The sequence below is a fragment of the Corynebacterium flavescens genome (assembly GCF_008693105.1).
Classification (GTDB): domain Bacteria; phylum Actinomycetota; class Actinomycetes; order Mycobacteriales; family Mycobacteriaceae; genus Corynebacterium; species Corynebacterium flavescens.
In genome coordinates this window covers 53,291-76,895 of record NZ_VXKK01000045.1, presented here as the reverse complement: position 1 = coordinate 76,895, position 23,605 = coordinate 53,291, and the positions used below count along the sequence as shown (strand labels likewise).

The following is a 23,605-nucleotide window of genomic DNA, read 5'->3' as shown; positions in this document are numbered from 1 at the left end:
TGCGGTTCGTGCGTGCTTGCCTCAATGAAAGACCGTCCTCGAAAGGACGGTGACCTCAGAATAGATTGAGCCATCCGGGCGCAGCACACGCAAGCCTCAATGAAAGACCGTCCTCGAAAGGACGGTGACCGGACACCCTGCGCAGGTAGTCGAGGAATGTGTGCAGGCGCCTCAATGAAAGACCGTCCTCGAAAGGACGGTGACCCACGAGGAGACAGCATCGAGATACACATATGGCGGGCCTCAATGAAAGACCGTCCTCGAAAGGACGGTGACCGGCAAAGAACGGGTTAGCGTGCGCCATATCACCAATGCCTCAATGAAAGACCGTCCTCGAAAGGACGGTGACTTGGATTAGGCCCTCGGGACGGTTGACCATCTTAGCGGTGCCTCAATGAAAGACCGTCCTCGAAAGGACGGTGACTGGTCGCTTGTCCCTCTTGGCGTACCAGGATGCGGGCCTCAATGAAAGACCGTCCTCGAAAGGACGGTGACGTCAATGATGATGTCCACCAGATCTTGCGCCTGTTGGCCTCAATGAAAGACCGTCCTCGAAAGGACGGTGACGCTGCCATGGTGGCAAGGCTGGAGCTACCGGCCGCCTCAATGAAAGACCGTCCTCGAAAGGACGGTGACCTTTTCTTGTGGTGTGGGCTTAGGCTGCTTGGGTCTGGCCTCAATGAAAGACCGTCCTCGAAAGGACGGTGACTTACGACCCCGACCACCTCACCGACCGTGCCGTTGTGGGCCTCAATGAAAGACCGTCCTCGAAAGGACGGTGACTTATAGATGACGCGCCACGCGGTGCCTTTCGCTGTCGCCTCAATGAAAGACCGTCCTCGAAAGGACGGTGACCTCGTAGGCGAAGAACTGGACGGCGGCGTTGATGCCTCAATGAAAGACCGTCCTCGAAAGGACGGTGACCGCGCGTCTCATTAGGCGCGGCGCTGGAGCCGTTAGCCTCAATGAAAGACCGTCCTCGAAAGGACGGTGACCTTAATTCCACCCTCGCCCGCGACTGGGCGTTGCAGGCCTCAATGAAAGACCGTCCTCGAAAGGACGGTGACGATGGGGCATGCGGATGCGTCGGTGACTTTGCAGGTGCCTCAATGAAAGACCGTCCTCGAAAGGACGGTGACGATAGGTACATTCTTTCTTTGCCAATTCCGCTAGAGGCCTCAATGAAAGACCGTCCTCGAAAGGACGGTGACACGGCGGCGACGAGTGTTTTGCGGGTGACGGCGTGTACGCCTCAATGAAAGACCGTCCTCGAAAGGACGGTGACGTTTTTGCCGCTAATGACGATGGCGGCGGTGCCTTCGCCTCAATGAAAGACCGTCCTCGAAAGGACGGTGACTTGTTTGCCCCCTCGACTAGACACGCATAGTACGATATAGCCTCAATGAAAGACCGTCCTCGAAAGGACGGTGACGTGGGGGGTAGGAGATGAAGAAGTACTGAGAGAAGAGCCTCAATGAAAGACCGTCCTCGAAAGGACGGTGACCCTTTTGCAAATAGAGGTGCATTACCGCCCCCCGTCGCCTCAATGAAAGACCGTCCTCGAAAGGACGGTGACCATTCTTCCGGTCGGCCTTAGCCTCACCCAGCCGGGCCTCAATGAAAGACCGTCCTCGAAAGGACGGTGACGAAGTAGTGGTTGGTGGCGCCACTCCTGCCGGGGTCGGCCTCAATGAAAGACCGTCCTCGAAAGGACGGTGACGGCTGAGCGTGACGTTCAGGAGGCGCAGCGAGCGGAGGGCCTCAATGAAAGACCGTCCTCGAAAGGACGGTGACCTTAGCAGGAGTGACTTTAGGCGTGGTCTTTTTCTTAGCCTCAATGAAAGACCGTCCTCGAAAGGACGGTGACAGCACCCAAAAAACTAGTGCTATAAGCAGGCCATTTTCGGCCTTTTGCGAGCGCTACCTCGCGAGGCTAGCTTTCAATATAGCTTATCTTGCTCTCTATCGAGTTTTCACACAGCTACCAGCGTTGATGCCTTGCGAGTGCGTTCAGGGGTTTCCGTCCTATCATCGCGCTCGCAGCAGCAATCCTACCGCTTTAGAGAATAAGCACGTCGTTATCGGAGACTTCTCTAGTTTGCCCTAAGTAGCTGAACTTTTTGTCTGAGAGCTCTGAGACTCTGCCTAGATCGCAGAAGAGGATGGAATCTTCGGCACTGTCGATCTTGGCATTCGCTTCGTCCTTTAGCCGGAGGAGGCGAGCGGGCGAAATATCGGTGACGAACACGCTGTACTGTATTCGATCCCCATACGAGGACAATAACTTGGCCAGTCGAGTCCGGCGCTTGTCGTTGGTGACGTCGTAACAAATAAGGGTTCGACGCGCATCATCGCGGCTCATCGAATTCTCACCCCTTCGTACCGAGGAATTGAACCATCCAGAACTCCCAGAATCATTCGTGCCTGGACTTCAATTGCTCGGCGCCAAGTTACGTCGTATCCGAAGGTTGGGTGACGGAAGCTCGTTTGGATTCTCCTTTCAAATGCTCCTATCACTTTCTTACGGCCACTATCTCGTAGGCGATATGCATCGCCGACGGTTGAGAAATCAGAGTCTTTGATTTCTCGTCGGTTTACTAGAGCAACCACCGTGGAATCAGCAACAGGGGCGCGGAACTCCTCCATCAGATCGAGCGCCAACGCTGGCTTGTTCCGGTTACTGCTGTGTAGGAACCCTGCATGGGGGTCTAAACCGCAAGAAAGAACGGCTCTTATCGCCTCGGTCTTTAATAAGCCGTAGCAGTAGTTAAGCAGAACATTGAGTGGATCATCGGCCCCGCGCCCATGTCTTCCTTGCCATTCCCATCCGAGTTCAGAAAGCCTCTGAGGTCGAAACATCTGGGGAAAAGTCTTGAAGTATTCAGCGGCGGCTTCTCCTTCAATGCCGAAAAGACTGGGCAAATCGGGGGCTGTTAGGGCGGAAGACGCAGCATTTTTCAAAGTGAGCAGATACGGACTTTCTGTTGCGTTTCTCCGAAGTAATGTTGCTTGGTTGAGGATTTTCGCCTGAATCATGCCGGTAGCGATAGAGAGATTTCCGCGATGGCTGTGCACGTGTTGCTGTACGCGTGCTAGTCCATTTGGACTCTCGGTTGCCCTTGAATAGCCATAAACGCGACCAGTTGCAGAGCACCAAACAATTGGAACAGAGTTCCATAACAGGGTTCGGTTCAGCGCACTTGAAATGTCAATATTTCCATGTACGACCACCCCTTGAACCCGTTCGATTGGTACGTCTCCTATGTTCTCCCCTGCTTTGGAGACAACGACTCGTCCGCGGCGGAGCGAGGCTCGTGATCCCTGCACAGTCAGGTGAAGCACCTGCCCGTCGGGGTCACTTGCATTGATACGTCTGGGCACGACGGTTAGCTGATGCTCGTCAGGAAGGCAGACCGAGGCATGAGAACATGCAGTACATCGTTCATCACCAACTAACGGTGGCGGTGATTTCGCAGAACTCGAAATCTCCCTAGTTTCTTCGATGAGTGCCTTCGCACGAATTTGGTCATCTTCGTTGAGGTCCACTTCAATTCGGCGTCGATGATCCGAGAAGTAGATGGCTTGTGAGTCCACACGCACGCCGGCACTTTCCAAGCACATCTTCTGCAAAGTTAGTTGCAGGCGGTTCGCAGGGGTGACCTCGGCCCTTCTACGGACTGGAGTAGCTTTGTACTCCACCACATGAACAGCACCATCATCTGAAATCTCAAGCTCGTCTAAGCGCCCCACGATGCCGAGTTGGTCCGATGAAATAGGGACCGCAAACTTCCTTTTAACTCTCGAGTTCTCGGGCATATCGACGCGTTTGTGGGCGGAGTCTCCGGACTGCATTTGAAGCGTATCGGTGGACTCGCCGTTGAGTTCGAGCCACGTACGTCTAGGGCAGAAAGCGGTATGCAACACGAGGCTGATTGGGAGGAGATCTTCGTCTTTCATGACAAGACGACCACCTTTCCTTCCTCGAAGTAGCGCTCCGGTGCGCTTGCGGATCCTGCAAGACGTATGCGGTAAAGCGCGGCAGCTGGGATTCCAAGTTCTTTAAAATGCTCGTGGTCAGCTGGAGAGTTAAGTATGGAGGTTTCCGGTCCTAACTCAGAGACGAGGTCTGCCCAGTACTTGGAGATGACAATGTTCTCAAAGCGCTCCGGAGTAATTGGCAATACAGGAATGGGAAACACAGCGGCTGTGGGATGTAGTACATGACCTGGGCAGGCCCCTGGAGTAATCGCGACTTGACTCAATCGATGTAAGATTGGGAATCTCGAAAAACCCAGGAACGCGACGAAGGCTAAGGCTGTATCGGCTGGTCCCGGAGGAGTGAGGCCCGTAGAAGTCCGAGAGGTGGCTTTGTTTTTGCCGATAGTGTCATTTAACAGCTCTCCCGTTAGCCCTTTAAGGATGTCTGTAACGGACCAGTTACTGAGATCTGCACATACTTCATGAAGACGGCTGCGTACGAAGTCCTTTCCCGCCGTCCGAGTTATCATGTCCCATCTAGATGCACCGTGATCCGGGCGGGGTGCACCGCGATCGAAACGCCAGTAGGCGGCTTCGCCAAGCGCCTGAATCAAGTTGAGGGCGAGATGGTCTCCTTCTTCCGCGAGCTTGTCCAGTTGGGCAAGGCGGGCTTGCTGATGAAGGTTCCAGTCCGCGGGGTGTTTGATGGGATCTATGGCCTTGAATCGAGGACTAAAAGGTGAAAACTCGCCGGCAGAATACTGCACTGTGACGGCGGTCCATCCGGAGGCCCATTCTGTGGCTAGGCGCTTGACTTCACTAGCTATGTCATCGAGAGATAGGTCAGCACAATGCAATCTAGCCTGGGGAAGGGCATCTTGGGACCAGCTCATTTCTACGTCACCTTCGCTCAGTGAGCGCGCAAGTGCCGCAGCGCCAACCCAGGAAAAATACGTCAACCCAGATGCGACCGATCCAGCAAGAGTGAGTGTGAGACTCATCGTCCCTCCTTCGAAATTTGGGCATCTGCGGCTCGCTCAATGAAACTTAGATACGCCAATTGATAGGTTCCGTATTCTCGTGCGAGGTGTTGCGACATTGATTCCCAGTAACCCTGGTCGAATAGGCGTTTAGCGAGAGCCTTGTTACTGCTTCCCTCAAGCAGAAGCTGCTGACTCGTGTGCGGAAACGAATCTCGTCCGTAGCCGTGGCTTGTGCCCGCGATATAGACGCTCAGGTCGGAGACCTCGAGAGGGTTTTCTAGCTGTTGCGCTGCTAGCAGCAATGCTGAGTATTGCTCGTGGCGCCAGTGCAACGGGAGACCACTTTGGGCGGTGCGGCGACGAATATACTGATTACTTCTGTTTTCGCTCTTGGCCCAAGGATCGCCCTTGCCTACATTGCCAAGCATCCGCTGAAATCGCGGATCCGCTTTGCCGTCGTCATGGTGGAGTGCGGCCAGATGAACCTGTTGTGTGAATTCGCCGTCTAACCCGACTCGGGAGCATAGATACTCAGAGCGTTGAGCAACGTCTTCCTGGTGATCTTTGAGGTATACCCGATCCGAGGGGCTCCACTCTTGGCGTGCCTCAGGATCTTCGAGCAGTTCCACTGCTTGCTCTACAACGATCCAGGCAGCCTCGTCGTGGTTTGCCCGCAAATCCTGCCAGAGCGAAGTTGAAGCCGTGACGCTGACTAAGCCTTGCTCAGGGAAAGCGTCTTGCCACCGTAGCGTTAGTTCCTCGCTGGTGGTGTCTACTGCTTTTCGGAAGAACTCTTTGATGCGAGGATCGGCAAAGCGGTCGTTGAAATAGACGGTGATCCGCTCCCGCGGTACCGGTAGTGGCGCATTTCTATCTGTGGGTTCTTGAGTCGCGACCTTTTCCGATGTGAATACTTTGCCGTGATCAATCACCAATACGTCGCCGGGCTTCAGATTATCGCTTGCTTCTAGCTGAGAGACCTCACCTGCGGACCATACGAATGCTCGATGTGGGTACCCATTCGAGGAAGCAGTCGTTCTTGAGCCCTTAGCCGAAGTGAGATCCTCTTGTAGCTGGCGGAGAATCCTCAAAGAGGCTGGGAATACTTCGTCATCGGTTGGAGACACAGTCTTCAACAATTCAACTGCCGAGGTGTCGTCGGCAGGCAGTTCCCGTACGATGACTCCTCCTGCAGCTGGCTCGGACTCCAGGGAATCCCTTAACCAAAACTCCAAAGAAGGCTCTATAGCCTGGATGTCGTTGCTGCGGGAGAGAAGATCCAGATCTCTCATCTCAAGTCTTTGCAGAAGAGCCCTTCGCGGCTCACTAGAAGGGGGTGGTGAAGATGCCAATGCAGCAGGGTTAACACTGCCGCTAAGACCATCGAGCCATTCCCAAGCGCTCACCAGATCGGCACCTAGGTATGGCGGATGATCGTCGCGGATGGAATCTCTGGATTGTGGTTGGAGGATTAAGACCTCAGACTTTTGGAATCGCCCCAACCGGTTTACTCGTCCCATGCGTTGAGCCAAAGACGTAGCTGGCGCTAGTTCAGTCACCAAAGATGCGAAGTCGATGTCTACACCTACCTCGAGCGTTTGAGTTGCAACGACAACCTCAACCGTGGGATCCCCTTCCACGGTCAGTAGCTTTGGCCTGAGACGTTTCAATTCCGCTAGATCGTGGGGACGCATTCTACCGACCAGCAACTCTACGATGTAGTCCTTCTTCCGTAGTTCACTCGCTACTTTGAGGGCGGTATCAACATGGTTGACTACACAACCGATAGTTGCTGCTCGCTCAGGAGCCCGCAGCAGGGTCTCCACCTCCGCCACTGCCTGATTAACCAAGCTTTTGTTTCCTGGCCGGCCGTTCCATTTCGGAACTGCCACGCGCCTGAGGAACTTGTCTGCGTGCATTCGCTGAGCCAGTGCTTGATCGCGGCTTGCGTCTAAAGTTCCCGCCTGAACCCCGATTGTGGATACGTGGTCGGCATTCGTGGATGGAGTTGCTGTCGTCTCGACTACTTGTAAATGCGGAACGCCGAGATCGCGCCCATAATCTTGCAGTTGACGGACTCTGCGCGCTGTGGCGAGCAGCTGTTGGTTGATATGGGATTCATCCAAGACGAGGACTGAGTCGAAGGTTAAGAGTGAAGTCTCGCGTGGCCGAGCCAATCGGCTTGATCCATATCCGTGGAAGAGCGCTCGAGAGCCCCACATATCTGGTGTTGCCGCTATGATTGCGCAGCTAGCCGGATCATCGACGGGCAGACTTCTGTTGCTTAAACCACCACGAAGCAGGGAAACCGATAGGCAAGACGTACTGGCAGTGGGTTCCTGCAGTGTGCGCAAAGTTTTGTGGACTTCAGCCAAGAGTCCTGGCTCATTGGCTTGCTCGTCGAGCCTTTCTTGAATGCGGATCGCCTTTTCGAATTGGCTATCTACCAGTCCACGGCGGTTGACCACAGAATGAAGACGCCTAGGAATCCGCGGAGCTTGTCCTAGAGCCGAAAGGGCGTTGGCGAATACATGGACATCTACAACTGATGACTTACCAGCTCCAGTTGGAGCAACAATCTGTTGCGGCCATTGTCCTGTTTCAACTACGAATCGGAGCAAATCTACTTGCCAAGTGAAGGGCTGATTCCCGCCATTTAGTTCCGCAAAGAACTCATCGAAATCTTCAAGACTAAGCATCAGATAGACTCCAATTCTTTTTCTGGGACATCGAACGGTACGAGTAGGCCTCCGCCAAGGTGGCGGGACTGCCCGATCATCACTGCGGTTTGCGAGTCAGCGAGAGAACCGAGCTGGAAGATTGCGGTATACGGTTGAACGGGCACAGAGTTGTGAGTGCGGTGCACAAAGTCACGGGCCCTGACTGGAGAGGTTTTTGCATAAGAGACGGATGCACCGCGCGAAAGAACTTGGTTCCTCAATTCGATATACCGGCGTTGGCCTTTCTCGGTGGATGAAAGCTCATCCCGCCATACGTAGGCCAAAGAAAGCAACCCTGAGTCAGCCAAGCCCCAGGTTTCGTCTTTGAGCCTCACTGGTCGAGTCTCTGGAATGATAGGGATCATTGGCTTCCAAAGCCGCTTGTAGCCCGGTTCGGGGCTCGGCCAGAACTGATCAGCAAAGCGGGTGGTTGCTGTGAAGCGAATCCTTAATCTTCCGAGTTTTCTCGACCACAGTTGATCAATCTTCTCCGCAGCATGAATCTGCTGTAAGTCAGCTCCGGAGGTGCCACGAGGGACAAACAACGCGAGCACGGGTGAATCAAAGCCCAGAATGCGCGAAATGTTCCTTGGTAGGTACTGAATCGCCAGGCGGTTGGCTGGCTCTTGTTTAGTCCCAGAAAGGTACTTTCCCGTAATGACGGGAGAAACATCGTTGCCATTGCGAGAGATTAGTGCCTTATGCATTGTGCTGCACAGCTCCACGTAATGCTTGGCGGGAATCTCTTTGTCCACCTCGAAGAAATAGACCTCAGCCCAAGGTGTGACCGCCTCGTGGCGTGGAGAGTTCGAACGGTAGCGAACACGTCTAACTGACTCTCGCGACGGAATATAAGAATGAGGCCGTGCCGAAAAGGAGAACTTGTGTGGCGCCTTCTTCTTGAACTGCTGGTTGTGTTCGGAGATCAGCTTCTGGGTGCGCCCCGGCGCTGCCACTTCGCGCTCCTGGGTTCCGGGAGTGAAGGCTCCAGCCGCGTCATCACGAGTGAGGTTGGGGGTGAAATCAGCTACTTCCAGCACCGCTAGGCTGTGAGTCTCGCCAAGACAAGACACGTCCTCCAGCAATCCACGAATAGTCTCAGCGACTTCGGCCGGCACGCTGTCCCAACGGTATCCAAAACCGGAGGACACGGAGACCCCGTCTGAAACTCGACGTTTTTCTGTAGCAGGCTGGTATTTCCCTCCCTTAGATTTGGCAAGTGTTCCTACTTTTCGGTACATGAACCGCGAAGATGTGGTGCCGGCAATCATGCTCTCGGGTTGAAAGAGTGCATCTGGCGGATTTTGCTCTAACCATTCCAGCGCGTGAAGTGATTCTGCGCTCGGTTGGCCGTCTTCGCCGCGCGTTCCTTGGGCAGCGGCGTTGAGTAAGGCGGAATGGAGGCGGGCAGGGGAAGGCGCGAAATCAAGGCTTCCATCAGGTCGATGGCCGATGTAGACCCCCAGAGGAAAGCGCGCGATCACGCTGAGATGAGTGTCAGTTTTCATCTTCGGATTCCTCTACCGCACCGCCCAAGATGTCGGGGCACCCAACAATGTCGAGAGTCTGACCGTTCCACTCTGCGACGCCGAGTTTCTGTGCATGCTCGAGTGCTTCGGCAAAGAGCCCATCTGCTGCTTCCACTGTGAGCGGAGGAAGCTCTTCAAATTCTCCGTAGCGGCGGTCAATAGTGACCTTTGGCGCCTCGATCTCGACCAGATCGCAATTGGCGCGTAAGTAAAGCTCTTGTTCCGCGCGAGCCAGCAATGCAAGTCCAAGGGCTGCGAGAAGGGCCCTAGCTGCTTCATTGCCTTCTGCGGAGGCACCGAACCGCAACTGGCGCAGGGTGGCGAAACTCAGCACCCATGAACGGATGACGTCCCGGCACGATACACCGCCGAGGGAATCGAGGGAGGGAGGAATAGCTCCTAGTCCTAGTGAAGCTGCGCTCAGGGTGTCTCCCTTCTTCGCCTTTTTGATGGTCTCGCGGTTCTTCTTTAGGTTTCCGGGAGAGAGCTCATCTTCCTGAGCGTCGACGAGCCGGGCATAAGCCGTTGCATCAAGTTTGACCGAGGCTGCTACTGGGTCGATTCGTGCCCCTCCCCGGCGGGATTGTTGCTGCTCACCGGTAGCGTTCTGGTCTGCGAGGACGCCAATAATTTCCCCAACCAAGGCGCTTCGCAGTCGCAGTTGATTCTGCGCACGAGTAGAATCCCAACCACCGAGCAAAAGTGCAGCTGGCGCGCCATTAAGGATGGCCTGGGCGTTAGATTGTGTGGAATCTCGAATGGCCTTGAACTGAGGGTTCTTTACAGCGGGTTCGCCGTCGATGGTTCCCGCCCGGGCGTGGCCGTCGGCGAAACGGTGCGGGAGATCCCAGTCCGAATACGTTGGGCCATTCTCGTAGTTCACCACAATCCGCGGGATGCGACTTAGCAACGGATGGCCATCGGCGATGGCCAAGCTGATTGCGGCCTCGCCGCGGTTGAGGCTACTTTGCTTGGAATCCAGAATCACAGCCTGTTGAGGTTTTCCGTCGATGAAGCGGGTCTCGAAGGCAAATACTGAGCTGTTTCCATCGACGAACTTTGCAGGCGACACAGAAGCATGCTCCCCGGCGGCGGCACGCAGACGGGTGACGGAGGTCAGAGTGGCTGCCCCACCGGGGGCCACAGCTTCGAGGAGAGTAGAGAGAGTTAGCACGGGTGTTCCTTTCCGGACAAGGGTGTCCGAGGCAAGTGATAGGAAATAGGGACAGACCGAATCGATGCAAGCATCTGGTCTGATGCGGCCCATAGTATCAGAAGAAGCTAGAAAGCAGCATGAAATGCATAATTGTTAATCCTCTTTCACAAACACAAGACAAGTAAGAAAAACCAGCGCGTCACGAATCGCTTGCCTTGGCAGCGTCCGAAAACACATAAGTAAGGGCCCCGCAGCAGAAGTTCGAGGATTGCCTCTTGCCCAAACACAGGACAAGCCTCAATGAAAGGCTGCGAGGCCCAGTTCCAACTTAGCTATAGCTTCGACCACATCCAAGCCCCCCACGCTGGGAGTCGTCGCAAGAGGTGTCGTCCTTCCCATACATCGTTTCATCATGTGGGTCTATACGCCGGAAGTTGAAGCCGATGCGCGGCCGCAGGGCTGAGCTGTGCACGCCCGGCTGTGGCTTACTCAACTACAGTGGAGGACATGAGCGCGAAAAAGAAGCCCATGAAGTCCGCCAAGAAGGACGTAGCCCAGAAGGCACCTGAGGCCGAGAAGCCACAGGCGTTGACTGAGGCTGAGCTCAAGGAGATCAATAAGCAGGCGCGTCCGGGCATCGGAAAAATGATGGGTGTCTCGCTGATTTTGGGTGCCATTGGTGGCGGCGCGCTCGTCGGCGGCGTTGGGGCGGCCATGGATGTTCCGCAGCGTGCGGACTATGAGATTTCCAATTCGGCAGACACGCAGATCACCACTACGTTTAGCACCCAGATTGATAACCCTGACGGTGTGCTCAGCGCAGATGATGAAGCTCGCATGGAACGTGACACCGAGCGTCTTGAGGTTCCGGCAGTAGTAAAGCAGCTCAACTACATTGTCTTTGCGGACAATGATGACAACGTTAATGACACCGTTGAGAATTATCTGCGTGATAACCATCCGGAGTTGATTGGGGATGACAAGTTTGCAGATGGCGTGCTCATCGTTGGGGTGGGACTCGATCCGCGCCAGGCTTTCATCTTCGCTGGTGAGGACGTGGCAGATACGCTTGACCTGCGCGATAGTTCTCACCTCGATGATTCACTTGATGCTATTAAGCCGGGCGTAGAGGACAACAACATACCAGCCGGTCTTTTCGCTGGGGCGGATGAGGCAACAGATGTGTCACAACTCGCGGAGGATCGATATAACGATGCCGTAGGAGATCGCATCGGCGCGATGGCCGGAGCCGGGATTGGCGGCGGTGGAGCAATCTTTGGCATTGGCATGGGCGTTGGTGCGTATCGCCGCAATAAAGCTAAGAAGGTAGCCCAGGCACGTGCGGAGATGTCTCTGGTGGGCAAGGAGTACGGTGAACTGGCCACGCGGCTAGATCAGATTGATATCCGTGCGCACTCGCTTGCCTCACCGTTTGCGAATGAGACCATGCGCAAGCAGTGGGAAGAAGTCCGTGATCGATTCTTCAATATTCACGGCCAAGTAGATGCCTTGGGTAATCTCACATCGAAGTCTCCGGATGAGAAGTATCTGGAGCAGGCCGATGCTATCCATCAAGCCGCAGTGACAACGCGTGAGGTTAGCTATGCGGAAGACAACATCGACAAGCTTTATTCTTTGGAGCACGGCGATGAGCTCGTGCGCCGCACTGAGTTGCAGGCGCTGCGTGACGACGTCGTAGAGGCCCAGGTTTCCCTCGACGACGCCGAATCCGGCCTGTACCGCGAACTGCAGAACCTGCGCGAGCGAGCAGATTCTATGATGAACAGGACTCAGGATTCCGGCTTCTTGGAAGAGTACGTCTTGCTGCTCGGGGATTACCGCACCGCCCTGGAGCAGCTGCGTCAGCAGAAGTTCGATGATCTTGATGAGTCAAAGAACACTGCCCTGGTGGCCCCGGGAATCACTTCCCCGGATTACCGGGTGGGTTATGGCTACAACAACTTTGTACCCTTCTGGGCGCTGAGCACCTGGCATTCGAGCAATGCAAGCGCTCAATCCTCCTCCGGCAGTAGCGCCAACACCAGTTTCAGTTCCGGCTTCTCCGGCTCAGGTGGGTCATCGAGTTTCTAGATCTTCACAGATTCCAAGCCCCCACCCGGGGAGCAGTCGCAGGAAGTGTTGTCCTTCCTACTACACTGTTTAACCATGACTAACCCGAGTGAATCCACAGCGCACCGCTACACGCCGGAACTCGCCAACCAGATTGAACAGAACTGGCAGCAGTACTGGAAAGACCACGGCACTTTCAATGCCCCGAACCCCGTCGGGGATCTCTCGGCGCATGATGGCAAGCCGTTGCCTGCAGATAAGCTCAACGTCCAGGACATGTTCCCCTATCCCTCGGGCGCGGGCCTGCACGTGGGCCACCCGCTGGGTTATATCGCCACCGATACCTATGCGCGCTTTAATCGCATGCTGGGCAAGAACGTGCTGCATACGCTGGGCTATGACGCTTTTGGTCTGCCGGCGGAGCAGTACGCCATCCAGACGGGCACGCACCCGCGCACGACCACGATGGCCAATATTAAGAACATGCGCCGACAGCTCGGCGCGCTGGGTTTGGGCCATGATCCGCGGCGTTCGGTGGCCTCGACGGATCCGGAGTACTACAAGTGGACGCAGTGGATCTTCCTGCAGATTTATAATTCTTGGTTCGATGAGGAGCTGGGCAAGGCCCGCCCCATCGCCGAGCTGATTGCCGAGCTCGAGGCCAATAAGCGCACCACCAAGGATGGGCGCTACTACGAGGATCTTAGCGAGGAGGAAAAGCGTCACGCCGTCGACGAGTTCCGCTTGGTCTACCTTTCTAATTCCATGGTGAACTGGTGCCCGGGACTGGGTACGGTGCTGGCGAATGAGGAGGTCACGCACGACGGGCGTTCCGAGCGCGGCAACTTCCCCGTCTTCCGCAAGAATCTCTCGCAGTGGATGATGCGCATTACTGCTTATGCGGATCGCCTCTTGGATGATCTGGAGGACTTGGATTGGCCGGAAAAGGTCAAGTCCATGCAGCGTCACTGGATCGGCCGCTCCCGCGGTGCGGAGGTCAACTTCCGCGCTGAGGGCCATGACATCGCCGTATTCACCACTCGTCCGGATACCCTCTTCGGTGCGGAGTACATGGTTCTGGCGCCTGAGCACGAGCTTGTCGACGCCCTTTTGTCACCGATTCCTTATGAGGACGACGTCGACAAGCGCTGGACCTATGGCCACGATGACCCGAAGGAGGCCGTGGAGGCCTACCGCGCCGCCATCGCCGCGAAGTCGGACCTGGAGCGTCAGGAAAATAAGGAAAAGACCGGTGTATTCCTGGGCACCTATGCCACCAACCCGGTCAACGGCAAGCAGGTGCCGATCTTCATCGCTGACTACGTGCTCACCGGCTACGGTACGGGTGCGATTATGGCGGTGCCGGCGCACGATACCCGTGACTATGAGTTTGCCACCGTGCTGGGCCTGCCCATTACCGAGGTAGTCGCCGGCGGGGACGTTGCCACCGAGGCCTGGACCGGGGACGGCACCCTGGTCAATTCGGCTGCCCCGGGCGGCCTGGATCTCAACGGCCTGCACAAGGAAGAGGCCATTGCCAAGACCATCGAATGGCTCACCGAACAGGGCAAGGGCGCGGAGAAGATCCAGTACAAGCTGCGCGATTGGCTCTTTGCCCGCCAGCGCTACTGGGGCGAGCCCTTCCCCATTGTCTATGACGAGAAGGGGCAGGCCTATCCCCTGCCGACGTCCATGCTGCCCATCGAGCTGCCCGAGGTGGCGGACTATAAGCCTGTCTCCTTCGACCCGGAGGACGCGGACTCGAGCCCGCAGCCGCCGCTGGCGAAGGCGCGCGAGTGGGTCGAGGTCGAGCTCGACCTCGGTGATGGCAAGAAGAAGTACTTCCGCGATACCAACGTCATGCCGCAGTGGGCGGGTTCCTCCTGGTACCAGCTGCGGTACATCGATCCCACCAATGATGAGATCTTCTGCGACCTCGAGAACGAGCGTTACTGGACCGGGCCGCGCCCGGCCGAGCACGGCGCCAACGATCCCGGCGGAGTGGACCTCTACGTCGGCGGCGTCGAGCACGCGGTGCTGCACCTGCTCTACTCGCGTTTCTGGCACAAGGTCCTCTTCGACCTGGGCTATGTCACCTCCCGCGAGCCTTATCGCCGGCTCTATAACCAGGGCTATATCCAGGCCTTTGCCTACACCGATTCCCGCGGCGTCTACGTGCCTGCGGCCGAGGTGGAGGAGAAGGACGGCAAGTTCTACTACAACGGCGAGGAGGTCAACCAGGAGTACGGCAAGATGGGCAAGTCGCTGAAGAATGCCGTGGCCCCGGATGAGATTTGCCGCGACTTCGGCGCCGATACCCTGCGCGTCTATGAGATGTCGATGGGCCCGCTGGATACCTCGCGTCCCTGGGCCACCAAGGACGTCGTGGGCTCGCAGCGCTTCCTGCAGCGCCTGTGGCGCCTCGTGGTCGATGAGAGCACCGGCGAGTTGATAACCCATGACCGCGAGCTGAGCCAGGAGGATCTCAAGGCCCTGCACCGCACCATCGCCGGTGTGCGCGATGACTATGAGAACCTGCGGCTTAACACCGTGGTGGCCAAACTCATCGAGTACGTCAACTACTTGACCAAGTCCTATAAGTCCGGCGCACCGCGCGCTGCCGTCGAGCCCGTGGTGCAGTTGGTCTCCCCCATCGCGCCGCACATTGCTGAGGAGCTGTGGCGCCACTTTGGCCATAGCCAGACCATCACCTACGAGCCCTTCCCCACTTTCGATGAGAAGTACTTGGTCGATGATGAGGTCGAGGTTCCAGTCCAGGTCAATGGAAAGGTTAAGGCGCGCATCTCCGTGCCTGTCGATGCCGCCAAGGACGCCGTCCTCGCAGCCGCCAAGGCCGAGCCCAGGATCGCGGAGCTTCTCGAGGGCAAGAACCTCATCAAGGAGATCTTCGTGCCTGGCCGCATGGTCAACCTCGTGGTGAAGTAGCAGGTCACTTTCACCATGGGCATAGACGTGTCGAGCCTTTCGCCTTCGAATCAGGACTATGTGAAGGCCCTGTTTAACCTCGGCGAATGGAGCGATGCTCCCGTCACGGCGAAGGCTTTGGCACGCAAGGTCGGGGTGCGCTTATCCAGCGCCTCCGACGCCGTGCGGCGCCTGGAAAAGATGGACCTGGTGGATCACACGCCCTATGGCGCCATCGCGCTGACTAGCCAGGGCCGGAAGTTTGCCTTGGCCATGGTGCGCCGCCACCGCCTCTTGGAGTGCTTTTTGGCCGAGACGCTTAACTACCGTTGGGATCAGGTCCACGCCGAGGCAGAGCGCCTCGAGCACTCGGTCAGCGATTTCATGATCGAGCGCATCGACGAGCTACTCGGCCACCCCACCCGCGATCCACACGGCGATCCCGTCCCCACCGCGGAGGGCGATTATCCCCCGCGCGAAGATAACCCGCAGCTGCGCCGGCTTTCTGAGCTCAGCGCCGGCGAATCCGGAACCGTGGAGCGCATTAGTGATTCCGATCCGGAGCTACTCCAGTACTTCTTTGCCCACGGCCTAGTAGTCGGCGCGCGCGTGAGCGTGGAGCAGGCCGATCCTTATTCGGAGGCGAAGCACTCGCGCATCTCCCCGCCTGCGACACAGCCCGAGCGCGATCTCTCGCTGGGCGATACCGCAGCCCGCGCAGTGTGGGTGCGGATCGATTCCGGGTCAGCGAGCGGCTCCTAGGAGTTGCCCTGGCCGGCCGCCTGGAGGCGGGCGCGCAGGGTGCCGTGCGATTGCCAGATGGGAGCTGGCAGATCAACAAACTGATCAAGGTGGGTGGCACGCCTCTCCATTTCCAGCAGCCAGCGCGGCGTATCTACCGTTAGCAGGGCCTTCAGGTCTGCCGGGTCGATGGCAAGCCCCTCGAGGTTGAGATCCGCCGGTGCGGGTAGCGCCCCAATGGCGGAGGCCTCAGCGCGGGCGTTACCGCGTACGTACTCCCACAGCCACAGCAGTGGACGCAGGTTGTCGCGGTAGCCCGGCCACAGGAAGGAGCCGTCGGCGGGGTTCTTCTGGAACCAGTTGACGTGCGCAAAAGCCGGTGGTGTGGAGCACTGGCCAAGGATGTCTAGCCAGTGTGCGGCGTAGTTGCCCTCCGGATAAGACATGAAGGGCCGCATGGACATGGGGTCATAGCGCAATAGGCCATCGAGGCCCTCTGCGGCGAAGGTGGCTTCCGCGCCCAGCGTCAACCCGTCGTAGACGCCATCACGCACGGTGGACAAGACCCTGATGAGTGGCTCGCGGTCGCTGGTGCGGCCGCCGAAAATAATGGCGTCAACAGGCACGCCGGCGGGATCGTTGTAGTCCGGTGCGAGCGTGTCCAGGTTGGAAAGCCGCGTGCTAAACCGGCTATTGGGATGCGCCCAGGGTTCACCTTGCTGTTCGGGAGTGCGCTCGGCGATGGGAATGCCCTTCCAATCGCGCCAGCCTGCGAGATCCTCCGGCGGCTGCGGGGTCTTGCCCTCCCACCAGACTTCCTCGGTGAGCTCGTTATAAGCCACGTTGGTGAAGATGGTCCCGGAGCCCTCCCGGATCGCGTGCATGGCCTCCGGGTTGGTGCGCTCGTTGGTGTCCTTGGCTACGCCGAAGATGCCGTACTCCGGATTGAAGGCGCGCAGGCGGCCGTCTTCGCCGGGCCATAGCCAGGCAATATCGTCGCCGTAGAACTGTACTTCGTAGCGCTCGCCCAAGGCCTGCGGGGCGCGGGTCATGGCCAGGTTGGTCTTGCCGGAGGCAGAGGGGAAACCGCCGCAGACGTGAAAGGTCTCCCCTGTCTCCTTATCCTTGATGCCCAGCAACAAGAATTGCTCGGCCAGGAACTTGCCGGACTTCCAGCCGTCATAGGAAGCTTGGCGCAGTGCGTGGGCAATCTTCGCCAGGATGGCGTTGCCGCCATAGGCGGAGCCGTAGTGGATGATCGTGCGCTCGTCGGCGATGGTGGCAAAAAGGCGCTCATCTTCAGCGGTGCCTTGCTGCAGGGAATCAAGATCGCCCGTGACGTGCACTCCGCGCACGAAGAAGCTGGGATCTCCAAGTCCATTGAGGAACTGCGCCCCCACGCGCACCATCCGTAGCATCTGCAGGGCCACCACGCGGGAATCACTGAGTTCCACGCCGACCGCGAAGCGCTCAAGCGGGGAGCCGGGCGGTGCCATGAGGTAAGGAATCACGTAGAGGGTCTTGCCTGCGCAGGCACCTTTCAGGCGCTCCTCTAAGCGCTGCTTGGTGGAGTCAGCCGGGAACCAGTTGTTGTAGACGCCGTGTTCCGCCAGCTCAGAGGTGGCAACCACGGTCCTTTCCTCGGAACGCGCCGTATCCAGTGGGTGGGAGCGGGCAAGGTAGCGCCCGCGGCCGGCGGGAAGCAGCTCCCCTGCTGCGAGACCCTGGGCAACCAGCTCCTCCTCGGAGTCTGGGGTAATGACCTCGATGGCGGCGGGGCTTAGAGTCTCGGCCCATGTGTCCACAAACTCGCGGACGTGGGGATTATCTATTCCGGCGGCGAGCAGAGCATCGGCGCTGGACGTCGGGGATTTCACAGGTTGTCCTCCTAGCAGGATTAGTTGCAACTGATAGCCAAGTACGTTACAACGTAGTTACAGATTTTGCTAAGGAATTCGGGAAAAATACCCACCAGAGGAAACCCCCACAAGAACATGACAGAAGATGCAATTAACGCACCCCAAGGCGCAGCCGAATCGGCGCCTGCCCACGTGGTGTATTTCTCCTCCGTGAGTGAAAACACCCACCGCTTCGTGCACAAGCTCGGGCTTAGAGCCCTGCGCATCCCCTTGCGCCCCAAACGGGAAGGGATGCTCCATGTGACGGAGCCCTATGTGCTCATCGTGCCGACCTACGGTGGCGGCAATATGCGCTCGGCCCTACCCGTGCAAGTACGTGCCTTCCTCAACGTCCCAGCCAACCGGGAGTTGCTGCGCGGGGTCATCACCTCGGGCAATACCAACTTCGGCGAGGCCTACTGCTGCGCCGGGCGAATTATCTCCGAAAAGTGTGGAGTGCCCGAGCTCTATCGTTTTGAGCTTTTAGGTACCGATCATGACGTTGAGGTGGTCAAAAAGGGCCTGCGCGAGTTCATTGATCGCTACCTCTCCCCTGCCCACGCGCCGGATTCCGGCGTCAATCCATCTGAACTACAACCCGAAAGAATGCAATGAGTTTTTCCGATATTCTCGCTTCCTCCCAAACCCCGCCCTCCTTCCGTAAGGATGCTCAGCGCCCCCTGCGCCCCATCAACTGGAACCGTGTGAGCGATGAAAAAGACCTCGAAGTGTGGAACCGCCTCACCTCGAATTTCTGGCTCCCGGAGAAAGTACCCCTGTCCAACGATCTCAACGATTGGAACCGCCTGGGTGAGGTAGAGCGCCGGCTGACTATGCGCGTCTTTACCGGGCTTACGCTTCTCGATACCGTGCAGGCCACCGTGGGTGAAATCAGCCAGATCCAGGACGCCCAGACCGAGCACGAAGAGGCGGTCTACACCAATATCGCCTTCATGCAGGCCGTGCACGCGCGCAGCTATTCCTCGGTGTTTTCCACCCTCACCAGCAGCAAAGAGATCGAAGATGCCTATGCCTGGGCCATCAACAACGAGACCCTGCAGGCCCGCGCCAAGAAAGTTATGGTCCACTATTATGGCGATGACCCACTAAAACGCAAGGTATCTTCTACCCTGCTCTCCTCGCTCCTGCTCTATGCCGGGTTCTACCTGCCGCTCTACTTCAGCGTGCACGCCCGCCTGACCAATACCGCCGACATGATTCGCCTCATCCTGCGCGACAAGGCCGTGCATGGCTACTACTCCGGCTATAAGTACCAGCGCGGACTCGAGCACGTGGACGAGGCCAAGCGCAAAGAGATGAAGGAGTTCACCTACGAGCTCATCCAGGAGCTCTACGACCTGGAGCTGAAGTACTCTGGCGAGCTTTACGAGCCCCTCGGCCTCATGGATGATGTAGCCATCTTCGTGCGCTATAACGCCAATAAGGCGCTGATGAACCTGGGTTACCCCAACCTTTTCCCACATGAGGAATGCCAGGTCAACCCCAAGATTCTCGCTGCGCTCGCGCCCGGCTCGGACGAGAACCACGACTTCTTCTCCGGCTCCGGCTCCTCCTACATCATTGGCAAGGCCGTCGAGACTAGCGACGCCGACTGGGATTTCTAGGCCCCAGACACTGGCACTATGCCAGATTTCCTGTTAAGGTCTGGCCCATGTGTTCCGCAGGTATAGCAGTAACCAGGATCCGCGCCCTCTAGCGGCGCGGTCTTAACCTTCAAGGCCCCTCGCCGCTCCGTAAAATCAGCCGGGTGGCCCCTTTAGCCTGCCCGGATTCTTTGAACACAATCCGGAGATGCACGTATTTTGCCGACCTATCGCGGCGGCCGACACGAATTCGGCCAAAACTTTCTCGTTGACCAGAAAGTCATCGCAAATATCACAGATCTAGTGAAGAAAACCATCGGACCGATAGTTGAGATAGGTCCAGGCGGGGGAGCCATCACCGAGCCGCTATCCCGCCTCGGCAGGGAAGTAACAGCGATCGACATCGGCCCCAAACAAGTGCGACGCCTACAAGGCAAGCTTCCCGAAGTCGCCGCTATCAACCAAGACTTCCTGCGCTATCGCCTGCCCGCATCACCGCATGTCATCGTGGGAAACCTGCCCTTCCACATCACCACCGCAGTCCTGCGCAAGCTGGTGCACGCACCCGGCTGGACCCACGCGGTTCTGCTGGCGCAGTGGGAGGTGGCTCGCCGCCGCGCCGGAGTGGGCGGTGCCACGATGATGACAGCGCAGTGCTGGCCCTGGTTTGAGTTTCGGCTGCACAGCCGCGTTTCTAGTCGCGCCTTTAAGCCCAGTCCCGGCGTCGATGGTGGTCTGATGATCATTGAAAGACGCGCATCTCCGTTATTGCCATCCACTCAGGCAAGTGAGTATGGCGCTTTCGTCCACACGGTATATCCCGGTCGCGGGCGGGGAGTGCGTGAGATTCTCGGCAGGCTGCTGCGCAGCAAGCCAGCCGCGATGAAAATCCGGCGCTGGCTGGAAAAGGAAGGCCTGCGCCCAACAGACTTGCCCAAGGATCTCGACGCCGCCCAGTGGGCGGGCCTATTTCTCCTCGCCGTGGACCTGGGTTGGTGCCCGCGCGGGCGCTAGTTATGCGCGCGTTAGTAGCGCGGGGGCCAGTGATGCGTGCTGGCTACCATGATGACCTCGCCGCTACATGCCTGCCCAACGTGGGGCTCGGCATCGGCGGGTAGAGCCAAGGCGAGGTCGCCGAAAGGCGTCTGAACAGTGCAGAAGTAGAAGTCCTGGTCAGTAAGTTCGACGTGGCGCTGCTCTACGGAATTAATCACGCCCTCAATGTGCGCGTGTGGGGTTACCCAGCGCGGTTTGTAGCTGCGGTAGAACTCCTCGGTGCTCGGCGCCCGCAGGGAGAACTCAGTGTCCGTGTCTTCGTTACCCGGTTCGCCAAGCGTGACATCGAGAGCTATCGCGGCGATGTCCATGGATTCAGCGCGGTGTTCGCCGCCAGCCGGGTTGCCTGCGGGTAAGGCGAAGGCCGAATCACTCAGCGCAGAAAAGCGCAGGCTCTGGTCACCTGAGTCGGTGCTTTCTAGTGCGGAGTCGTCCGTCTCGCGGCGACCTGCTCCGGAAATCTCCACGAGGGCGATATAGGGCGTTATCCGGTAGGCCGATACCTCGGTGGGGTGCGCGGTGCGCAAGGAGGGAAGCGCCGTCCATTCGGTATCAAAGCTAAAAATGCTCAGGCGCGGACCCGAGGGATCCTGGTAGCTGAGGACGGCCTCGAATGCCGGGACATCCCCAAGCGCCACCTGAGCGGAGTCATGAACCTCGTCAACGAGGTCCTCCAGATCGGGGAAGTCCAGGGCGAGGGTGCGAAAGAGCTTGTCCATGTCACACTATTGTAGAGAACGCTGCGGAGAGCTCCGCGGCGAACCCAGATCCCAGCCCCGCACTCGCTAGTTCGCGTAGAGGCTGGCGCTCTTCTCTACGAGTGTGAGCACGTCATAGCTGGCGACGAGCTCATCGTCTTGGTTGTAGAGTGCCGCATCCCAGCACACCTCGCCGTAGTCATCGGTCAGGCGGGGAGTGATCCGCTTGGCGGTGAGCTCGACGCGGATGGAGTCGCCGTAGGTAACCGGGGTGATGAAGCGAAGGTTCTCTAGGCCGTAATTAGCCAGCACCGGGCCTGGGGCTGGTTCCACGAAGAGCCCGGCGGCCCAGGAAACCAGCAGGTAGCCGTGAGCAACGCGCCGGGGGAAGAAGGGGTTGGCGGCCGCGGCCTCCTCATCTGTATGGGCGTAGAAGGTATCGCCGGTGGACTCGGCAAACGCGCTGATGTCATCGAGCTCCACGGTGCGCAGGTCGGAGGCGAACTGATCCCCGATGTTGAGCGTGGCCAGATCCTTGCGGAAGGGATGCACGGCGCTTCCCGCAGTTACCGCAGCGCGGGTTGCCTTGTTGACGCGTGCCCCGCGATGCCACTGCCCGGTGACCGCGGTGAGGTGATCGGGGCTGCCCTGAATGGCGGTGCGCTGCATATAGTGCTTGACCCCGCGGATACCGCCGAGTTCCTCGCCACCGCCGGCGCGGCCAGGGCCACCATGGACGAGGTGCGGCAGAGGAGAGCCATGCCCAGTGGAGGTGGCGGCATCGTCGCGGTCGAGGAAGTGAAGACGCCCGTGATGGGCGGCAATCTCACGCGCAAAGTGCGAGGTGAGCTCAGGATCGTGTGTGATGACGGAGGCTACCAGCGAGCCCGCGCCCAGCGCCGCCAGCGAGCTTGCCTCCTCCGGGCTGTGATAGCCCAAGACGGAGACCACGGGACCGAAAGCCTCAGTGGCGTGAACAGCCGGCGCATAGGAATCCGTGAAGTGGAGGATGGTGGGGGTGAAGAAGGCGTCGGAAAGCGCCGTAGCTTCTTCGGTACCGCCATAGACAATGGTTCCGCCGCCTGTGACAAGCGTGTCCACCGCCTGTGCAACATCGCGGCGCTGCTCTGCGGAAACCAACGGTCCCATGGTGGTTTCGCGTTCGCGGGGATCGCCGAGCACGACCTTATCCGCCAAGCGCTGGGACAGCTCCTCGATGACCTGTTCCACCAAGTGCTCAGGCACGATGGCGCGGCGAATGGCGGTGCACTTTTGGCCAGCCTTCGAGGTCATCTCGTTGAAAACGGCCTTGATATATGCCGAGAACTCGGGGGAGTTCGTGGTGACATCGCTGCCGAGAATCGCGGCGTTGAGGGAATCTGCCTCGGCGCTGAAGCGAATTCCGCCCTCGATGACGTGTGGGTGGCTGCGCAGGGAATGTGCAGTGGCCGCAGAACCGGTGAAGGCAACGTGATCGCGGTAGTCCAGGTGGTCGAGGAGGTCGCGCGCCGAGCCGGAGATGAGCTGCAGGGATCCCTCCGGCAGGATCCCGGAATCCAGCATGAGGCGCACGCAGGCCTCGGTGAGAAAACTCGTCGGCGTGGCTGGCTTGACCAGGGTGGGGATGCCGGCAATAAACGCGGGGGCGAACTTCTCGAGCATTCCCCAGACGGGGAAATTGAAGGCATTGATTTGCACCGCGACGCCAGGGATTGAGGTATAGATATGGCGGCCTAAGAAGCTACCGTCGGGGGAGAGGACCTCGGCCTCGCCATCACATAACACCACAGCGTTGGGCATCTCGCGCCTCCCCTTGGAGGAGAAGGTGAAGAGAGTGGAGATTCCGCCATCAATATCGACAGCGTTATCGCGCCGGGTAGCGCCCGTGCGATAGGAGAGTTCATAGAGCTCGTCACGGTGTTCTTGCAGGTGAAGGGCAAGCTCCTTGAGCTTCAACGCGCGCTCGTGGAAGGTCAGCGGCGCCAGATTCCGCCGGCCAGTATCGCGGGCGTAGTCCACCGCTGCGGCAATATCGAGGCCCTCTGCGGATACCCGGGCAAAGACCTCGCCGGTTGCCGCATCACGTACCTCAGCTGCGTGTTGCGGGGCCTCCGGTTCCTGCCAGCGCCCGGCGAGGAAACTGGGGACGATGGGCGCGGCAGCAGTGGTGCTGGAACCTGTAGTGGATTTCGTGCTGGTGGTCTGAGTCGTCGTAGTCATGATGGGGAGTGAACACTCATCCTTATC

The 23,605-nt window shown here is 58.3% G+C and carries 15 protein-coding genes and 1 CRISPR repeat array (1 of these 16 only partly in view); of the genes, 6 read left to right on the top strand and 9 right to left on the bottom strand.

Annotated elements, in window-relative coordinates; all coding sequences use genetic code 11:
* Positions 1-1,867: direct repeats of the CRISPR family, unit length 36 nt; unit sequence GCCTCAATGAAAGACCGTCCTCGAAAGGACGGTGAC; it reaches 53 nt to the left of the window's first position.
* 192 nt (positions 1,868-2,059) lie between these two features.
* From cas2 to cas7g, 6 genes are read right to left on the bottom strand one after another with little or no spacing between them, the layout of a single operon-like run.
* On the bottom strand, positions 2,060-2,362 hold the full coding sequence (gene cas2 / locus F4V60_RS12045; protein WP_075730797.1) for a CRISPR-associated endonuclease Cas2: 303 nt from the start codon (positions 2,360-2,362) through the stop codon (positions 2,060-2,062).
* Positions 2,359-3,957: a CRISPR-associated endonuclease Cas4/Cas1 gene (locus F4V60_RS12040; RefSeq protein ID WP_075730796.1), complete on the bottom strand. Its 1,599-nt coding sequence runs from the start codon at positions 3,955-3,957 to the stop codon at positions 2,359-2,361. The genes cas2 and F4V60_RS12040 overlap by 4 nt, the downstream gene beginning before the upstream one ends.
* Positions 3,954-4,979: a hypothetical protein gene (locus F4V60_RS12035; protein ID WP_075730795.1), complete on the bottom strand. Its 1,026-nt coding sequence runs from the start codon at positions 4,977-4,979 to the stop codon at positions 3,954-3,956. The genes F4V60_RS12040 and F4V60_RS12035 overlap by 4 nt, the downstream gene beginning before the upstream one ends.
* The gene (cas3g, locus tag F4V60_RS12030; RefSeq protein ID WP_084559230.1) at positions 4,976-7,660 is read right to left on the bottom strand and encodes a type I-G CRISPR-associated helicase/endonuclease Cas3g; all 2,685 of its coding nucleotides are present in this window, start codon (positions 7,658-7,660) and stop codon (positions 4,976-4,978) included. The genes F4V60_RS12035 and cas3g overlap by 4 nt, the downstream gene beginning before the upstream one ends.
* On the bottom strand, positions 7,660-9,189 hold the full coding sequence (gene csb2 / locus F4V60_RS12025) for a type I-G CRISPR-associated protein Csb2 (RefSeq protein ID WP_075730793.1): 1,530 nt from the start codon (positions 9,187-9,189) through the stop codon (positions 7,660-7,662). The genes cas3g and csb2 overlap by 1 nt, the downstream gene beginning before the upstream one ends.
* Positions 9,179-10,384 carry a type I-G CRISPR-associated RAMP protein Csb1/Cas7g gene (cas7g, locus tag F4V60_RS12020; protein ID WP_075730792.1) on the bottom strand — a complete coding sequence of 402 codons (1,206 nt, stop codon included), beginning with the start codon at positions 10,382-10,384 and terminating at the stop codon, positions 9,179-9,181. Before cas7g ends, csb2 begins: the two co-directional genes overlap by 11 nt.
* 489 nt (positions 10,385-10,873) lie before the next feature.
* Between cas7g and F4V60_RS12015 the strand changes: the two genes are divergently transcribed.
* The 3 genes from F4V60_RS12015 (at position 10,874) to F4V60_RS12005 (ending at position 16,123) form a co-directional block, all read left to right on the top strand.
* A complete protein-coding gene (locus tag F4V60_RS12015; RefSeq protein WP_232315936.1) occupies positions 10,874-12,457 on the top strand; it encodes a DUF5129 domain-containing protein in 1,584 nt (527 codons plus the stop codon).
* A gap of 75 nt (positions 12,458-12,532) precedes the next feature.
* Positions 12,533-15,382, top strand: coding sequence for a leucine--tRNA ligase (gene leuS, locus F4V60_RS12010; protein ID WP_075730791.1), 2,850 nt, complete (start codon positions 12,533-12,535; stop codon positions 15,380-15,382).
* A 15-nt stretch (positions 15,383-15,397) separates the two neighbouring features.
* On the top strand, positions 15,398-16,123 hold the full coding sequence (locus F4V60_RS12005; protein ID WP_075730790.1) for a metal-dependent transcriptional regulator: 726 nt from the start codon (positions 15,398-15,400) through the stop codon (positions 16,121-16,123).
* On the opposite strand, the gene F4V60_RS12000 is transcribed toward F4V60_RS12005, so the two are convergent.
* Positions 16,120-17,979, bottom strand: a complete 1,860-nt coding sequence (locus F4V60_RS12000) for a phosphoenolpyruvate carboxykinase (GTP) (RefSeq protein ID WP_075730789.1) — start codon at positions 17,977-17,979, stop codon at positions 16,120-16,122. The two genes, F4V60_RS12005 and F4V60_RS12000, sit on opposite strands and share 4 nt — an antisense overlap.
* A 117-nt stretch (positions 17,980-18,096) precedes the next feature.
* Here F4V60_RS12000 and nrdI point away from each other — a divergent pair, with 117 nt between their 5' ends.
* From nrdI to erm, 3 genes are all read left to right on the top strand, one after another.
* Complete coding sequence (gene nrdI, locus F4V60_RS11995; RefSeq protein WP_084559228.1) at positions 18,097-18,615, top strand: class Ib ribonucleoside-diphosphate reductase assembly flavoprotein NrdI; 519 nt, start codon at positions 18,097-18,099, stop codon at positions 18,613-18,615.
* Positions 18,612-19,625, top strand: coding sequence for a class 1b ribonucleoside-diphosphate reductase subunit beta (nrdF, locus tag F4V60_RS11990; RefSeq protein WP_075730788.1), 1,014 nt, complete (start codon positions 18,612-18,614; stop codon positions 19,623-19,625). The genes nrdI and nrdF overlap by 4 nt, the downstream gene beginning before the upstream one ends.
* A gap of 198 nt (positions 19,626-19,823) precedes the next feature.
* Positions 19,824-20,618 (top strand): 23S ribosomal RNA methyltransferase Erm, encoded by a 795-nt coding sequence (gene erm, locus F4V60_RS11985; protein WP_075730787.1) that lies wholly within the window; start codon positions 19,824-19,826, stop codon positions 20,616-20,618.
* An 11-nt stretch (positions 20,619-20,629) separates the two neighbouring features.
* Here erm and F4V60_RS11980 read toward each other — a convergent pair whose 3' ends face one another.
* Together F4V60_RS11980 and paaZ are read right to left on the bottom strand one after the other, a co-directional pair.
* Positions 20,630-21,379 carry a hypothetical protein gene (locus F4V60_RS11980; protein WP_075730786.1) on the bottom strand — a complete coding sequence of 250 codons (750 nt, stop codon included), beginning with the start codon at positions 21,377-21,379 and terminating at the stop codon, positions 20,630-20,632.
* Positions 21,380-21,445: 66 nt separating this feature from the next.
* Complete coding sequence (gene paaZ / locus F4V60_RS11975; protein ID WP_084559227.1) at positions 21,446-23,578, bottom strand: phenylacetic acid degradation bifunctional protein PaaZ; 2,133 nt, start codon at positions 23,576-23,578, stop codon at positions 21,446-21,448.
* Positions 23,579-23,605 lie beyond the last annotated feature (27 nt).

What these genes read in the sequence shown, in the direction of transcription:
- cas2 (WP_075730797.1), bottom strand. Translation starts at nt 2,362, where the DNA reads ATGAGCCGCGATGATGCGCGTCGAACCCTTATTTGTTACGACGTCACC.
- F4V60_RS12040 (WP_075730796.1), bottom strand. Translation starts at nt 3,957, where the DNA reads ATGAAAGACGAAGATCTCCTCCCAATCAGCCTCGTGTTGCATACCGCT.
- F4V60_RS12035 (WP_075730795.1), bottom strand. Translation starts at nt 4,979, where the DNA reads ATGAGTCTCACACTCACTCTTGCTGGATCGGTCGCATCTGGGTTGACG.
- cas3g (WP_084559230.1), bottom strand. Translation starts at nt 7,660, where the DNA reads ATGCTTAGTCTTGAAGATTTCGATGAGTTCTTTGCGGAACTAAATGGC.
- csb2 (WP_075730793.1), bottom strand. Translation starts at nt 9,189, where the DNA reads ATGAAAACTGACACTCATCTCAGCGTGATCGCGCGCTTTCCTCTGGGG.
- F4V60_RS12015 (WP_232315936.1), top strand. Translation starts at nt 10,874, where the DNA reads ATGAGCGCGAAAAAGAAGCCCATGAAGTCCGCCAAGAAGGACGTAGCC.
- leuS (WP_075730791.1), top strand. Translation starts at nt 12,533, where the DNA reads ATGACTAACCCGAGTGAATCCACAGCGCACCGCTACACGCCGGAACTC.
- F4V60_RS12005 (WP_075730790.1), top strand. Translation starts at nt 15,398, where the DNA reads ATGGGCATAGACGTGTCGAGCCTTTCGCCTTCGAATCAGGACTATGTG.
- nrdI (WP_084559228.1), top strand. Translation starts at nt 18,097, where the DNA reads ATGACAGAAGATGCAATTAACGCACCCCAAGGCGCAGCCGAATCGGCG.
- nrdF (WP_075730788.1), top strand. Translation starts at nt 18,612, where the DNA reads ATGAGTTTTTCCGATATTCTCGCTTCCTCCCAAACCCCGCCCTCCTTC.
- F4V60_RS11980 (WP_075730786.1), bottom strand. Translation starts at nt 21,379, where the DNA reads ATGGACAAGCTCTTTCGCACCCTCGCCCTGGACTTCCCCGATCTGGAG.
- paaZ (WP_084559227.1), bottom strand. Translation starts at nt 23,578, where the DNA reads ATGACTACGACGACTCAGACCACCAGCACGAAATCCACTACAGGTTCC.